Annotated in this window: 17 protein-coding genes; 9 read left to right on the top strand and 8 right to left on the bottom strand. The window is 37.7% G+C overall.

Annotated elements, in window-relative coordinates; translation table 11 throughout:
- Positions 1-230: 230 nt before the first annotated feature.
- The 4 genes from AC6CHV_RS15605 to AC6CHV_RS15590 are packed head-to-tail and all read left to right on the top strand — an operon-like array spanning position 231 to position 4135.
- A complete protein-coding gene (locus AC6CHV_RS15605) occupies positions 231-1148 on the top strand; it encodes a sugar-binding transcriptional regulator (protein WP_341329834.1) in 918 nt (305 codons plus the stop codon).
- Between the two features lie 40 nt (positions 1149-1188).
- On the top strand, positions 1189-2757 hold the full coding sequence (gene lsrK / locus AC6CHV_RS15600; RefSeq protein ID WP_341329833.1) for an autoinducer-2 kinase: 1569 nt from the start codon (positions 1189-1191) through the stop codon (positions 2755-2757).
- A gap of 59 nt (positions 2758-2816) precedes the next feature.
- Positions 2817-3170 (top strand): cupin domain-containing protein, encoded by a 354-nt coding sequence (locus AC6CHV_RS15595; protein ID WP_341329832.1) that lies wholly within the window; start codon positions 2817-2819, stop codon positions 3168-3170.
- A gap of 29 nt (positions 3171-3199) precedes the next feature.
- The gene (locus AC6CHV_RS15590) at positions 3200-4135 is read left to right on the top strand and encodes an aldo/keto reductase (protein ID WP_341329831.1); all 936 of its coding nucleotides are present in this window, start codon (positions 3200-3202) and stop codon (positions 4133-4135) included.
- Positions 4136-4208: 73 nt separating this feature from the next.
- Here AC6CHV_RS15590 and AC6CHV_RS15585 read toward each other — a convergent pair whose 3' ends face one another.
- Positions 4209-4988: a Cof-type HAD-IIB family hydrolase gene (locus tag AC6CHV_RS15585; RefSeq protein WP_341329830.1), complete on the bottom strand. Its 780-nt coding sequence runs from the start codon at positions 4986-4988 to the stop codon at positions 4209-4211.
- 226 nt (positions 4989-5214) lie between these two features.
- Here AC6CHV_RS15585 and AC6CHV_RS15580 point away from each other — a divergent pair, with 226 nt between their 5' ends.
- The 3 genes from AC6CHV_RS15580 to AC6CHV_RS15570 all read left to right on the top strand — a co-directional run bounded on the left by AC6CHV_RS15580 (position 5215) and on the right by AC6CHV_RS15570 (position 8207).
- Positions 5215-6390: an SLC45 family MFS transporter gene (locus tag AC6CHV_RS15580; protein ID WP_440274394.1), complete on the top strand. Its 1176-nt coding sequence runs from the start codon at positions 5215-5217 to the stop codon at positions 6388-6390.
- Positions 6391-6583: 193 nt separating this feature from the next.
- Entirely contained in the window at positions 6584-6988 is a 405-nt protein-coding gene (locus AC6CHV_RS15575) for a MarR family winged helix-turn-helix transcriptional regulator (RefSeq protein WP_341329828.1), read from the top strand.
- Between the two features lie 4 nt (positions 6989-6992).
- Positions 6993-8207, top strand: a complete 1215-nt coding sequence (locus AC6CHV_RS15570) for an MFS transporter (protein ID WP_440274397.1) — start codon at positions 6993-6995, stop codon at positions 8205-8207.
- Positions 8208-8250: 43 nt separating this feature from the next.
- Here AC6CHV_RS15570 and AC6CHV_RS15565 read toward each other — a convergent pair whose 3' ends face one another.
- The 3 genes from AC6CHV_RS15565 to AC6CHV_RS15555 are packed head-to-tail and all read right to left on the bottom strand — an operon-like array spanning position 8251 to position 10706.
- Positions 8251-8904, bottom strand: a complete 654-nt coding sequence (locus AC6CHV_RS15565) for a TetR/AcrR family transcriptional regulator (protein ID WP_341329826.1) — start codon at positions 8902-8904, stop codon at positions 8251-8253.
- Between the two features lie 18 nt (positions 8905-8922).
- Positions 8923-9984: an ABC transporter permease gene (locus AC6CHV_RS15560; protein WP_341329825.1), complete on the bottom strand. Its 1062-nt coding sequence runs from the start codon at positions 9982-9984 to the stop codon at positions 8923-8925.
- The gene (locus AC6CHV_RS15555) at positions 9981-10706 is read right to left on the bottom strand and encodes an ABC transporter ATP-binding protein (RefSeq protein WP_341329824.1); all 726 of its coding nucleotides are present in this window, start codon (positions 10704-10706) and stop codon (positions 9981-9983) included. Before AC6CHV_RS15555 ends, AC6CHV_RS15560 begins: the two co-directional genes overlap by 4 nt.
- Before the next feature lie 172 nt (positions 10707-10878).
- Here AC6CHV_RS15555 and AC6CHV_RS15550 point away from each other — a divergent pair, with 172 nt between their 5' ends.
- Positions 10879-11142 carry a phage holin family protein gene (locus AC6CHV_RS15550; protein ID WP_341329823.1) on the top strand — a complete coding sequence of 88 codons (264 nt, stop codon included), beginning with the start codon at positions 10879-10881 and terminating at the stop codon, positions 11140-11142.
- A gap of 84 nt (positions 11143-11226) precedes the next feature.
- Here the strand turns inward: AC6CHV_RS15550 and AC6CHV_RS15545 are convergent, their stop codons facing one another.
- From AC6CHV_RS15545 to AC6CHV_RS15535, 3 genes are read right to left on the bottom strand one after another with little or no spacing between them, the layout of a single operon-like run.
- On the bottom strand, positions 11227-11643 hold the full coding sequence (locus AC6CHV_RS15545; RefSeq protein WP_341329822.1) for a hypothetical protein: 417 nt from the start codon (positions 11641-11643) through the stop codon (positions 11227-11229).
- Positions 11644-11699: 56 nt separating this feature from the next.
- On the bottom strand, positions 11700-12158 hold the full coding sequence (locus tag AC6CHV_RS15540) for a hypothetical protein (protein WP_341329821.1): 459 nt from the start codon (positions 12156-12158) through the stop codon (positions 11700-11702).
- A 19-nt stretch (positions 12159-12177) separates the two neighbouring features.
- Positions 12178-13236, bottom strand: a complete 1059-nt coding sequence (locus tag AC6CHV_RS15535) for an LLM class flavin-dependent oxidoreductase (protein ID WP_341329820.1) — start codon at positions 13234-13236, stop codon at positions 12178-12180.
- A gap of 713 nt (positions 13237-13949) precedes the next feature.
- Here AC6CHV_RS15535 and AC6CHV_RS15530 point away from each other — a divergent pair.
- Positions 13950-14312 (top strand): hypothetical protein, encoded by a 363-nt coding sequence (locus AC6CHV_RS15530; protein WP_341329819.1) that lies wholly within the window; start codon positions 13950-13952, stop codon positions 14310-14312.
- 132 nt (positions 14313-14444) lie between these two features.
- Here AC6CHV_RS15530 and AC6CHV_RS15525 read toward each other — a convergent pair whose 3' ends face one another.
- Complete coding sequence (locus AC6CHV_RS15525) at positions 14445-15518, bottom strand: branched-chain amino acid aminotransferase (protein WP_341329818.1); 1074 nt, start codon at positions 15516-15518, stop codon at positions 14445-14447.
- Positions 15519-15541 lie beyond the last annotated feature (23 nt).

The following is a 15541-nucleotide window of genomic DNA, read 5'->3' as shown; positions in this document are numbered from 1 at the left end:
ATAAAATTATTCATTTTCATAATTATTAAAATTTTATAGACCATAGAACTTTTATATTACATATATATTCCCAGGCCCGAGATTATTCGCATAATAATAAAAGGATTTTTCTGTAAATGGTTTTTCATGAATTTTGGAAATAGGATGTTATGTTTGTATCATTTTTGAACATTTGTTGGCATATGAATAAATTGTATTAACCAAAAATATAGCTAAGAAGAGTGATTATGATGAACTATGAAAATGACTTAATCGTAAAAATTGCGTGGCAATATTATATTGAAGGTCTAACGCAGAATGAGATATCAGAATCTCTTAATTTATCAAGAATGAAGGTTATTAAATACCTTGAAAAAGCAAAAACAAACAATGTGATCCAATTTAAAATCAACCTGGAAGAAATTGAGAATCTTAGTCTCCAAAATAAGATTAAGAAAAAATATAATCTAAAGGATATCATCATTGTACCTACTTCAAATCAAAAGAATGTTGAAAGTTTAACGATTGCTGCTGCCCAGTATATTGAAGATCGAATTACAAGTGATACGATGTTAAGCATTGGTTACGGAGAAGCTGTATCTAGAACTTTAGGACATTTGCGTATCTCAACAAAATACAAAGTGACATTTGTTTCACTTTCTGGCGGTGTAAAGTTCTACATGCCTACCGCTATCGATACGAGATCAGACTATTATACGAACCCTAACTACAATCATTACATTGTTCCTTCCCCCTTAATCATTTCCTCTAAAAATATTGCAGAGCATTTACGAAAGGAACAATCAGTAAGCAAAATATTAGATATGATACCATATACGAATTTAACAGTAATCGGAATAGGCGCTCTGAATGATCGAGCCACCTTAATTAAAGAAAGCTATTTCAATACAAATGACTTTGAAATATTAAAGTCAAAGGGGGCAGTTGGCGATTTATTATGCCAGTTTTACGATATCAATGGTAATGTTTTAGATTTAGATTTTCATAAACAACTTATTAGTACTGAAATTGACGTACTAAAATCCCTTAATCATGTAGTAGCTGTTGCTGGCGGCCTTGAAAAAAAGGATGCAATAATTGGTGCACTTAAGGGGGGATATATTGATGTTCTAATTACTGATGAATCAGTTGCCCAAGGATTGATATAAAGAGTGAACACTATCTTTTTTTGATAAGGGGGAAATAGGAATGAAGGGGAAATTCCTAATGGCTATCGATGCTGGAACTGGCAGTGTGAGAGTAATCATATTTGACACAACTGGCCAAGAGGTATGCGTTTCACAGGCTGAATGGACACACCATGAAGATAAAAGATATCCAGGCTCTATGGATTTTGATATCAATAGAAATATCAGTATCATTACTGACCTCATCAAAGAAACGATCGACAAAAGCAAAATAGACCCACGTGATATACTTGCCATTTCTACGACTAGTATGAGAGAAGCCATCGTTTTATATGATGACAAGGGCAAGGAAATATGGGCATGTGCGAATGTTGATTCACGTTCTAACGATGAAGTTGCAAATCTATATAGCCAGAGCGATTCACTAGAATCTGAGATTTATAAACTCTCTGGTCAGACGTTTTCCTTAGGTGCCATCCCTCGAATACTTTGGGTTAAAAATAATCTCCCTGACACATACGAAAAGATAAAATATGTAACGATGCTTAATGACTGGATAACCTATCGTCTCACAGATATTATCTCAGTCGAGCCTTCAAACGGTTGTACTACTGGGCTCTTTGATTTAAAAAGCAGGTTATGGGATCCAAGTATCGCCCAAAAAGTAAACCTGAGAAATGATATTTTTCCAATCGTATACGAAAGTGGTACGGTAATTGGAAACGTAACGAACGAAATGGCAACGCTTACAGGATTAAACCCTCAAACAATTGTTGTTGCTGGAGGTGGAGATGCGCAGCTTGGTTGTATTGGCGTAGGGGTTATTAAAGAAGGCGATGCTGCTATCTTTGGAGGAAGCTTCTGGCAATACGAATATACTACAAATCATGTTGAAATCGACGATGAATGCAGAGTACGAATTAATTGCCATGCTGCACCTAATACTTGGCAATACGAAGCAATTGCCTTTTTTCCAGGCTTAGTGATGAGATGGTTTAGAGATAGTTTTTGTGAGCTTGAAAAGGACATTCAAGATAAAACCGGAGAAAGTATTTATATTCAGATGGAAAAACGAGCACAAAACGTTCCTGCCGGAAGCTTTGGGTTGCTATGCACTTTTTCAGATCAAATGAACTATAAAACTTGGAAGCATGCCGCACCTGGTTTTATTAACTTTAAACTTGATTCCCACAAGTATAACAAAGCAAGCTTTTATAGATCTATTATGGAAAATGCAGCTTTTGTAACGAAGGGGAATATCGAATTGGTTAATGCTATAACAAATACTTCTCCTGAACTGATTATTTTTGCGGGTGGAGCTTCGAAAAGTGAGTTGTGGTGTCAGATCGTTTCCGATGTCCTTAATACGCCTATAAAAGTTCCAGTTGTAAAAGAATCGACAGCCCTAGGTGCCGCAATTTGTGCAGGTGTTGGCGCAAAGATTTATGAGGATTTTAACGATGCTATAGCAAAAGTCATTCATTTCGAAAGAACCTATTTACCAAATCAAGAAAATCGGGAAGTTTATGATGAGTTATACAGTAAGTGGAAGGGCATATACAAACATCAACTTGAATTAGCAGATAGTGGTTTAACTGAGCATATGTGGATAGCACCCGGAATCAAATGAGCCTTTGCGAATTTGCGCCCGATTCTTAGTCTTAAAATAAGCGACTTGGAGTGATAACAATGACGGTTATTAATGAGAACGAAAAGGAATACAGATTTGGTGATAGTGGTCCGAAGTATCTTCAAAGAGGTCCAAGAATGAACTTTGGTGTAGTGGTTTTAAAACCTGGTCAAGACTTCCCTGCCCATTACCATAATGTAATGGAGGAAAATTTCTTTATTCTTGAAGGCGAATTGGAAATCCACATCGATGGAGAAGTTTTCAATTGCAGTAAAGGCGACTTTATCCATGTCGAGCCAAAAAAAGTTCATTATCTTGTAAATACAGGGGAAACAATTTTTAAAGCTGCTTTCATGCTCTCCCCTTATCAGGAAAAGGATAAAGTTGATGTTGATTATAAGCCCTTGAAATAAAATGTTTTTGCTTAGAGGAGATGCTTAAAATGACAATACAAGTTCGTTTAGGTAAAACCGAAATATATATTAATCCAATCGGGTTGGGAGCAAATGCGATTGGTGGTCATAATATCTATTCAAACCTTGATGATGAGGTTGGGAAAGATTTAGTAAGAACAGCATTTCATCATGATATAAATTTTATTGATACGGCATATAGCTATGGGTTTGGAAGGTCAGAGGAATTGATTGGTGAAGTTGTAAGTGAGATGAGAAATCGATCTGATGTCATTATTGCAACAAAGGGTGGCCCCAAACTTATTAATCAAAAAATACAATTTGATAACTCCCCTTCCTTCCTAAAGCAAGAGGTAGAAGAAAGCCTAAAGCGTTTAAAAACAGATTATATTGATATCTATTATATCCACAAACCCGATAAAACAACGCCAAAAGCTGAGGCTATCGGTGCTTTAAAAGAGCTTAAAGATGAAGGGAAACTACGAGTAATTGGGGTGTCAAACTTTTCAATAGATCAGCTAAGAGAAGCGAACCAGGACGGTTACGTAGATGTATACCAGGGTGGTTATCACTTGTTAGACAGAGGACTAGAAAATGACATAATACCTTACACGATTGAAAAAAATATTTCGTTTATACAATTTTACCCTTTAGCAGCCGGTTTACTAACCGGTAAGTTTTCAAAGGACTCCACATTCACTGACCTTCGAGCAAGATTACCTTATTTTAAAGAGGAATCATACCTGCAAAATCTTGAAAAGGTAGAAAAATTACGAACCATATCCGAATCAAAAAATGTTGAAATGGCACATCTTGTCCTTGCCTGGTACTTAACACGTGATGGAATTGATTCTGTTATCCCTGGGGCAAAAAGACCAGAGCAAATTGTTAGTAACCTTAAAGCGTTAGAAATTACATTAACGCCAAAAGAAATCCAGGATATAGATAATATCTTTAAATCATGAGTTTTGAAACATAAAAAGAGCAAAAGCAAGATTTTTCGTGCTTTTGCTCTTTTTTTTTGGTTTGCAACTATTTCTATAACAACCCCACCATTTTTAGTCCGTGTAGGATTCCATCTTCCTCAACTGATTTGGTAACGTACTTCGCTACTTCTTTTACTTCGTCAAGTCCATTCCCCATGGCTACACTATTTTGAACAGTGGTGAGCATTTCCATATCATTCAACCCATCACCAAAAGCATAAATGCGTTCTGAAGGAATACCTATTTTTTCAACAAGCTTCTCTATTCCGTTAGCTTTTGAACCCCCTCTAGGGATTACGTCTACGGAAACCGGATGCCAGCGCACAAAATCAAAGTCCTTATATTCTTTTTCGTACTGACCTTCTTCGCCTTCTTGGACAAATAAAAGCGATTGGAACAATTTCCGTCCTTCATAATACGTTGGATCATAGGCTGGAAAACTTTTGATTTTTAATGTTGCAATGCTTTCCGTAATAAATTCATGTTCGGGCACATTTGCTTTCATGTCTTCGTGGTCCATGTAAACGATAGGATGATTGTTGGCAAGTGCCTTTTCAGTTAATTGAATAAGGGCTTCTTCATTTAATGGGTTCGTATAAATCTCTTCTCCATTTAACACGACGTACTGCCCATTGTAGCTAACATATGTACCGATCCCAAGCTCTTCGCGAAGGTCTTCAAACATAAAAGGAGCACGACCAGTAGCAATCGCAACTTCATGTCCAATTTCCTTTAGTTTAAAGATGGCTTCCTTTGTGGAAGGCGGAAGTTGTTTATTATGGTTCAAGAGTGTCCCATCTATGTCAAAAAAAATTAGGCTACGTTCTTTCATTTCATCTTCCCACTTTCTATCTCACTTTTGCTCAATCACATAATGTCTACGATACATTATTTTCGCGCTTTAAACAAATGAAACAAATCAAGAATAATAGGCACAAAAACAGGCAAAAAGTACTATTCTTGAGCATAAATTAGAAGTATGTTTGACATATTCAGTAGAAGTCCAAATGGGCACAAATACGCCAATGCGCATTTGATCTACATCAAGGAGAGCGAGAATGAAAAAAACTTGGTTATTAGGGTTTGGCTTTTTTAGCATTAGTCTAGGTTGGTCTTTGTATAACGGATTTGTTCCTTTTTTTCTGGATAATTTCATTACTAGTACGGCTTTAATTGGTTTTCTTATGACAATCGATAATTATATTGCTCTCTTTTTACAGCCGTATATTGGACAATTAAGTGACCGAACTCGAACTCGCTTCGGACGCAGGATGCCCTATTTACTTGTTGGTGTGCCACTTGCAGCCCTTTTCTATACCCTCATTCCCTTCCACACTGGGCTAATATCCTTACTCATTTTTATGCTATGCATGAACTTATCGATGGCGATTTTCCGTTCTCCTACGATTGCATTGATGCCCGACATCACCCCTGAACAAGAACGTACAAAAGCAAACGGAATCATCAACTTTATGGGGGGCTGCGGTGCTATCTTAGCATTTAGTATCGGCTCATTCTTATTTAGCATCGACGAGACCCTCCCTTTTCTTGCTGTTTCCGTTGTTTTCCTGATCACCCTTTGGATTGTATTTAAACATATAAAAGAACAACGTGATGCCCTTTCCTATGCAGAAACAGTCATACCAAAGATTAATTATAAGGAGGAATTGAATGCCTCTACGATATACCTTTTAGCAGCTATCTTTTTTTGGTTTATTGCCATTCAAGGAATGGAGGCTTTGTTTACCTTATATGGTGTAAATGAGTTAGGTCTTTCCAGAAGCGCTTCTGCTTTTTCACTTACATTTTTTTCACTAAGCTTTGTGATTTCAGCCATTCCAAGTGGACTACTAGGTGCAAAGATTGGCAAGAAAAAAGTAATTGTCATAGGTGTCATTGGGCTAATTGTTTCTTTTTTACTATTAAACTGGGTTGATTCCGTTATTCTCTTGAGGGCCATTTTATTTTTGGGAGGCATTTTTTGGGCATTTGTTAACATTAACGCATACCCTTATATTGTCTCGACAGGAAGTGAAAAAAGTTTCGGAACGAGAACAGGGCTTTATTATTTAGTTTCCTCATTGGCTGCAATCACGTCACCTCCAGCACTTGGATACTTAATTGATCTGTTTGGATTCAGTGTGTTATTTATTGCTGCAGCAGGGAGTCTGGTTCTTGCATTGTTTTTTATTACCAGGGTAAAAGAAGAGGAAAGCGCAGGGCTTGGTTCATAGCGGTTTTCCGAGCAAATAACCATAAAAGGCGTGTAAACTGGAAACAGTTTTCTCACGCTTTTTTCATTTTTATTTGCTTATTTCATAGACTATTACAATGATGTCTGATATTATATTCAAATGGTTACCCTTGTTAACTATTACCTTGGGTAACTATTTTCAAAAGAGGTGAATTCCAATCGAAAATTTTCAATTGTTTTTTCAACAACTAACCCAATTATATCGACCATTTGAGAGTAAGCTGAATGTTGAACTGGGAAAACACCAGCTTTATAGAGCACAATGGTCCATTCTGTACTACATTGTAAACTTTGGTTCACCAACACTCGTGGAAATTTCTAACTACCTAGGTGTCGAAAAGCCAACTGTTACAAGAACCATAAATCGTTTAGAAGAACTTGGCTATGTAGAAAACATTCCTGGGAAAGACAAGCGAGAAAAAAGAATGCAGCTGACTGACCTTGGTAAAAAAGTGTACCTAGAAGTCAGAGAAACAGTTGATGAATTTGAAAAGGAATTAATCGAGGGGGTATCTGAAAAGGAACTACTCCAAGCCATTCAGATTATGAAAACAATACGAAACAATTTAATTAAGTGAGGGGATTTTCAACTTGGATAATCAAAAACTATGGACGAAAGATTTTATCATCGTGTCTTCCATCAACTTTTTCTTAACCTTTATCTTTTATCTATTGGTTGTAATTATCGCCGTCTATGCGGTTGATGAATATGGTGCTTCCACTAGCCAAGCAGGGCTTGTCACAGGCATCTTTATTGTCGGAACATTAATTGGCCGACTTTTTATTGGTCGTTATATCGATCTGATTGGACGTAAAAAGACATTATTTATTGGGTTGACTCTTTTTACACTCACGACCTTCTTATACTTCGTACATGCCGGAATCACGTTTCTCCTTATCAATCGTTTCATACACGGCGTTACGCTTGGCATCGCTAGCACTGCGACTGGTACCATTGTTGCTCAAATTATCCCACCCAAACGCAGGGGTGAAGGAATTGGTTATTTTAGTATGAGTGCGACATTAGCGACGGCAATCGGACCATTCATCGGATTATTTATGTCTCAACATACGAGCTACCAGGTTATCTTCGGTCTATGTCTTGTGATTGGAGTTATCACTCTTCTCACTTCGTTCATTCTTTATGTGCCACCAATTGAAGTACAATCAAATCAAACTCAAGAGAAAAAAGGCTTTTCAATTGCAAATTATGTGGAACCAAAGGCACTTCCGATTGCTATTGTTACTTTTGCAATTTCGCTTTGTTACGCGAGTGTTCTTTCGTTTATCAATTTTTATGCAATTGAAATTGAATTAGTAACTGCAGCAAGCTTCTTCTTCCTTGTGTATTCTATCGCGATACTTCTTTCCCGTCCTTTCACTGGACGGTTAATGGATATAAAAGGTGCCAATTATGTCATGTATCCTGCCTTTATCCTATTAGGAATTGGAATGTTTCTATTAAGTATTGCGCATAACAGCATAACTCTCCTACTTTCTGGTGCGCTTATCGGGCTAGGATTCGGGAATATGCAGTCATGTACTCAAGCTGTTGCGATCAAGTTAACACCAGCACATCGCATGGGGCTTGCGACCTCAACTTTCTATATCTTCCTAGACGCAGGGCTTGGGTTTGGTCCTTATCTATTAGGATATCTTGTTCCAATTACAGGATACAGCAAGCTATATTCTATACTAGGAATTTTTGCTTTAGCGAGTATTATTCTTTACTTCTTTGTGCATGGAAAGAAAGAATCTACAGGTCGAAAAAATCAAACATTACCATTATCCATGTAATAATGAAGCCTTGCTCGGCATGTTTTGTCGGGCAAGGCTCAGTTTATTTTCTGATACCATCCATTACAAAACGGACTAAGTTTTCCGTTTCTTGGTCGATATCCATTTTTTCTTGGGATGGGATAAGTACAAAATTAGTGACAAGGAAACCACCGAAGGTTGTCATTAGCAATTTTAATAGTTTGTGTGTCGGTATGTCCTTTATGTCTCCGCGTTCTTTAAACTTCTCAATTGCTTGATTAACCCGTTTGATAACACTGTCCATAAAAAATGGTGCAATTTCCTGTCGTAGTGAGTCACTATATAAGATTTCCTTAACGATGATTTGAAAGATTTCTCTATTTTCAATCACGAATTTTATTCTATTTTTGAAAAGTCCTTTTAAAAAATCCTCAAAGTGGAGCGTCTCCTCTTTTAATACTTCTTTAAACACATTTTCGGCCATTCCAGGTAATGCTTCTTTTAGAAAAGGCAAAATAACGGAGAGCAATAAATTATCCTTTGTACCGTAATGCCGAAAAATAGTTCCCTCAGCAACCCCTGCTGCTTTTGCAATTTCATTTGTTGATGTGTTAGCATACCCTTTTTCCGCAAACAAACTAATCGCAGTTTCTATGATTTTCTGTTGTTTATCGGTTTGTTTTTTCGTTAATTTAGTTTGTTCAATTAGAGCGTCTAGTAAATTATCTTTTGACAAAATTCTTCACTTCCTTAGCTACAATGCACGGTACTTTTTCAATGCGAATACATTCAGTATGATAAACACAGCCGCGAATATGACTAACATCAAAAGGTTTAAACTTATATCAGTAATTCCCAAGCCTTTATACATGACACCCTTCAATGCATCGGCGGCATAGTATAAAGGCATGAATTTTGCTACAACTTGAAGCCAGTTGGCCATTCCTTCAAGCGGTATAATCCCTGAGAAAAAAATTTGAGGAATAACGGCTATCGGAATAAATTGTACCATTTGAAATTCCGAAGCTGCAAAAGCAGATAATAAAATCCCCAAGGAAAGAGCTACCAATGCTAATAATAAATTGATGACGAGCACATTCCATAGCGAACCAACTAATATGACGTCTAAAACAGTGATGGCAAAAAAGACAACAATTATTGTCTGGATAATTGCAAAAATGCCAAATCCAACAAGGTAGGCTGTTACAATCTCACCTCTTCGAATTGGTGTGGATAAAAGACGCTCCAAAGTACCGGTAGTTCTTTCCTTTAGTAATCCTATACCAGAAATTAAAAATACGAAAAAGAAAACAAAAAAGCCGATTAAAATAGGGCTTAGCACATCGAAAAAGGCGGTGTCATCACTACCGTACACATAGTTTGTTTCGAGTTCGACTTTTGGCATTACACTAGGGTTTGGTAGTTGACTTACTAGATTTTCCTGTGCTTGCGCAGCAAAAATCTGGTTCACTTTCATTTGCAAGGCTTTTGCAGATGATGGGTCACTGTTTGTTAACGTAAGAATGACATGATTATTTTCCATTACAAGTAACCCATCAAGTTCGTGATTAAGTATTGTCTGATTAGGATTTGGTGCCTGTTCAAACTCTTCAATTTGAATATCTAGCTTTTTTAATGCAATGACTAACTTTTCATCAACACCTACAACACCCACTGTAGGTTCTGCTGAATCTCCGTTAAACATTACGTACATTAGAGATAGGATTAATAGTGGAGCCACAAATAGCAAAGCCAATGTCCGCTTATCACGAAGCAACTGCTGAAAAATTCTTTTTATGAGTGCTACGATTCTCATTGTCTCGCCCTCCCAGCGTGTAAAAATACTTCATCAAAATTGCTGGCATTGTATGCTTTTTTCAATTCGTTTGGTGTACCTCTTGTTAAAATCCTACCGTCCCGTACCATTGCAATGTAATCGCAACGCTCAGCCTCTTCCATGACATGGGTTGTCACGATAATTGTTTTTCCTTCTTCTTTTTTTAAACGGATGAGTTCATTCCAAATGGCAAGTCTTAGCTCCGGATCTATGCCAACAGTTGGCTCATCTAAAATGAGCATTTTGGGATTTTGAATCAATGCGATCGCGAGAGACAAACGTCTTTTCATCCCACCCGAATAAGTGGATACCTTTTTATTTAAGTCGTCTGTCAGATTGACTAGGTTTGCTGTATATTCAATTCGTTCTTTCGTTTGGGCACGATTTAATTTATAAAGTGAAGCAAAAAATGCAAGGTTTTCTCTACCTGTTAGTTCTGTGTACAAAGCATCGGATTGAGCCATATACCCGATGTCCTGCAACAATTCCAAATTGGGCATTTTCTTTCCTAACACCTGAATGGAGCCATGATCTGGTGAATCCATTCCCACAATCATTTTAACTAATGTCGTTTTACCTGCACCTGATGGCCCAATAAAACCGTAAATCGTACCTTCCTCAATAGATAGGTCAATTTCATTTAGTACCACCTTTTTCCCAAAGCTTTTACTCATCTTATTGATTTCTACAGTATGACTCATGATAGGTCCCCCTTTTCACAAAGAAGTGAGTGATTACTCACATTATGCTCCTTTTTCAAAACCTAGTCAATAAAAAAATGAGTGTTTACTCACCATTTTTTTATGAAATCGGGATATCCGAACAAGCACATCTTTCTACCTTTCATACGATGAACTAAGGGAGGTGACAACCATGGACTTGCTTGAATTTTTAAATGAAAATTACTATATGTTGGTCCCTGCACTGTGGGTGATCGGGTATTTCCTAAAATCAACGCCAACTATTCCTGATTGGGCTATTGGATGGATTCTTTTAGGAGTTTCTCTAGTAGGAGGCGCATTTTTCTATGGCTTTACTGCAGAGGCGTTATATAACGGAGTAATTGCAGCTGGGGTTGCTGTTTTCGGACATCAACTGTATAAACAAACTGCCGAGGCAAAATTCACAAAAAAATAATTCACCTTTTCGCACTAATCTATTTTCCACTTATTAAAAATGCGAAACGCTTGGATTTTTTCCAAGCGTTTTGTTTGCGTTCTTTTATTGATTTCTGTACCAGACGAACCAACCATTATCTTTACTTTTAGATACAAAAATTTGGCCATCCGCTGCAATGTCACTTTTTCCTTCCCATCTTGGAAAATGCAATGTAACTAACCATGATTTGTCAGCAACCTCTTGTCCACAATATTTCGTAGACATTTGGTATTCTTTTGCAACTTTTTCATCTAGAGGTTGCGCTGTTACGACTTCCCAATCTGAAAAATGATTTCCATAATCACTTTCGCCAAATGTACGTGGAATGATTGTTTCCAAAGCCTGAATGAGTTCATCTTTATTCGTTATTGATGTATCCTCTAACAGACTCACACTTGGGCATTCAACTCTTGCTTGTGCACCGACTTGGAATGGGAACAAGATGACAAGAGAAAGCAGGGATATTACTATTTTTTTCATAATTATTCACCTCAAATAGTAATATCCCAATTTTTAACATGAGTTATGCATGCGGGTCATGATATTTTATTCATAAGGTCTGCCAAATCTGCTAATAAGAGCTTCCTACTTTCTTCATCTTTTACAAGTTCCGTATATTTTTTAACTTGAATAAGGGTTTCTTCTGCTTGGCCTATTTCATTTAGGACGATATAAGACCTTGTCAACGCTTCAAATGCGTACGCTATAAAAAATGGAGCTAGCTCTGCCTTCTTGCTGATTTCGACGCACCGCTTTGCGAAGTATAGGGCCAAAACTCCATTTTCCACTACAGCATAAACGCGTGAAAGTTGCCAATATCCAATTGATAAATTTTGTTCGGTGTGATCTGTTACCTGTGTCCAATGCCAAAATGAAGTATGACAAAGATGCATCATTTCCTCTGTTTCATATTCCGTACGATTCGTATTTTCTAATAGATCCCACACTTTGTTAAAGCATTCTGTTGCTAACTGTTTATGAGATAGATTCCCCATTACTTTCCCCTCTATTTTCTTATTTGGATTCGTTTTCTGCTTCCCATTTCGCTACTTCTTCCCTTACACGGGGTGCTACTTCTTTCCCTAGTAGTTCAATTGAGCGCATGACATCCTCATGTGGCATTGTTCCAACAGGACAATGAAGCATAAAACGAGTAACCCCAACATTTTTACGTAAATGTATGATTTTATTGGCAACGTATTCAGGGTCACCTACATATAATGCACCTTCAAAGCTTCGGGCATGTTCAAAGGTCTCCCGGGTGTATGGTCCCCAGCCACGCTCTTTTCCTAATTTACTCATCGACTGCGCTGTTGGTGGGAAGAATTTTTCCGCAGCTTCTTCCTTGCTTTCACCAACAAACCCGTGCGAATGGGAGGCAATAGCCAATTTTGAAAAATCATGCCCTGCATGTGCAACAGCTCTTTTATATAGTTCAGCAAGTGGCGCAAATTGAACGGGCCTTCCTCCAATAATTGCAAGAACGAGTGGTAATCCCAATAGACCCGCACGTACCACTGATTCTTGGTTTCCTCCACTTCCAATCCAGATCGGTAATGGATCTTGAACAGGTCTTGGGTAAATGCCTCTATTGATAATGGCTGCTCGGTGCTTTCCTTGCCAGGTCACTTTCTCCGATCTTTGAATATGTAGCAGCAGATCTAACTTTTCTTCAAAAAGCTCATCATAGTCCTTTAAATCATAGCCAAATAGGGGGAATGATTCGATAAATGACCCTCTTCCTGCCATAATTTCAGCCCGACCATTCGAAATGGCATCAAGGGTTGAAAAGTCCTGGAACACGCGAACAGGATCGGCTGAAGAAAGTACGGTAACCGCGCTAGTAAGACGAATTTTCTTTGTTTGCGATGCAGCCGCTGCTAGTATAATAGCTGGTGCTGAAGCTGCATAATCCTCACGGTGGTGCTCCCCAACACCGAATACATCTAGACCTACTTGGTCAGCTAGAACTATTTCCTCAACCACTTCACGAATTCGCTCGGCATGGCTAATGACCTCACCTGTCCGAGGATCCGGTGTTGTCTCAACAAAAGTACTAATTCCTATCTCCAATGTCTGTACCCCCTATTATTGTTTCATTTATCTTATTGCTAAACTACTTCTATTATTTAATATTGTTGGTTCTGAAGCAAATTTTTTCGACTTTGGGTTTGGGACGGGTCGGAGTCGGGGGAGTCACGCCTTGGACTACTCTAAGACGGTTGAGAGGTGGCATCAAAAGCCTGTAATCGTACCATATGTCACTAATGGTGAGCGCTGTAAGGGTATGATTAACACCTATTCGTACCATCAATCACTAAAAATGAGCACTGTGAGGGTATGATTAACACCTATTCGTACCCTCAGTCACCATAGGTCAGTACAGTGATGGTACGATTAACACCTATTCATACCATCAATCACTAAAAGTGAGCACTGTGAGGGTACGATTAGCACCTATTCATACCATCAATCACTAAAAGTGAGCGGTGAGGGTAGCATCCACACCTAGTCCTACCATCAATTACTAAAAGTGAGCGCTGTGAGGGTACGATCCACACCTAGTCGTTCAGCCCCCCCTAAGAAGATTCCCGTAAAGTACTTAAAAAATTATTCATACCCCATCCTTCAATATAGGAAATATGAATATTCGATCACATCATTCGATAAATTCAGAAAAATGGAATATTATTGTATTATTGTAAAACTTTTTACTGTTTATTTCGTATACTATATATATAGGAATTTTACATACTTCGTATACCATTCTATTAGGAGTGATGAACATGCAATTAGTTCCTGAAAAAATTCGTGAACCACTCTCACATTTTAATTTCGGAATTTTCGAAACAGAATCTCTTAGTACGTTTTTCTTAGCCTTCCGACTTAAAAGTTATTTCTTGCTATTACTCTCTCCTTTTGGATTAGGAGCGTCAGCATACTTAGCCAAAGTTTCGATAGGAGTCGGCTCTATTGGTATGTCCCTTGGATTGATTTTCCTAAGTCTATTACTCTTACTACCTTGGACACTAGTACCTATCACATTTCTATTTACCACTTTTCAACCAGCTACTTGGCAACGCAAGCTATCATGGGCATACACCTGCCTGCTAGTAGCATCTTACATTTATTGGCTCATTATCTTTTAAAATATAATGGAACATAAAATGGATAACTCTGGCTTAGGGGGTTATCCTTTTTCTCTCACTGGGATAAGAAACCAACCTGTCCACATCGCAAAAAAATAGTGCCTACCACATGGGTAAGCACTTTTTTATTCCTTATAATTTTACAGTCCAGCCAAACGGATCTTCTACTGTACCGTTTTGGATGCCAGTAATAGTATCATATAGTTTCTTTGATAATTCTCCTGTTTCGCCATTGTTAATAATAGATTTTTCATTATTATAGAAAAGCTCGCCAACTGGTGAAATAACTGCTGCTGTTCCTGTTCCAAATACTTCTTCAAGCACGCCATCGTTATAAGCTTGTTGAACTTCGTGAATAGAAATTTTCCGTTCAGTTACAGGAACATTCCAGTATTTTAAGAGTTCAATAATAGATTTACGAGTGATTCCATCTAAAATACTACCGTTTAATGCTGGTGTGACAACTTCTCCATTGATTTTAAAGAAGATGTTCATACTGCCAACTTCTTCGATATATTGTTTCTCTCTGCCATCAAGCCATAATACTTGTGAATAGCCATGTTCACTTGCAATTTCTGATGCTAATAAACTTGCAGCATAGTTCCCTGCTGTTTTTGCATCACCTGTTCCACCTGCAACTGCACGAACATATTTATTTTCTACAGCAATTTTTACAGGATTGATACCTTCTTTATAATAAGAACCAACTGGGGATAATATAATCATAAACTTATAGTTTTTAGCCGGATTAACGCCAAGATGTGCTTCCGTAGCAATCATGAACGGTCTGATATATAACGAAGTACCCGGAAGATTTGGCACCCAGTCTCTATCGATTTCTATTAGCTTCTTCAAAGCATGAATGGCAAATTCTTCGTCAAACTGCGGCATGACTAAACGCTGGTTAGACTTATTGAATCTTTTCATGTTTTGATCCGGTCTGAATAATAAAATTTCTTCGTCCTTTGTACGATAGGCTTTTAATCCTTCAAATACCGATTGACCATAATGAAAAATAGTAGCTGCAGGATCTAAAGGAATCGATTGATAAGGTACGATTCGAGGATCATGCCAACCCTTTCCTTCCGTGTAATCCCACATAAACATATGATCAGTGAAGCTAGTTCCAAACACCAACTGATCGAATGGAGGAATTTCCTTCTTCTTGGTTGTAAGGGTGATATCAATTGTAAAATCTGTCGTCATGTTAATCCCAGCTTTCATTTAAT

Source organism: Ferdinandcohnia sp. GQ5 (genome assembly GCF_059759275.1).
Note: the sequence above shows the minus strand (reverse complement) of the source record. Positions and strands in the feature narration are given on the sequence as shown.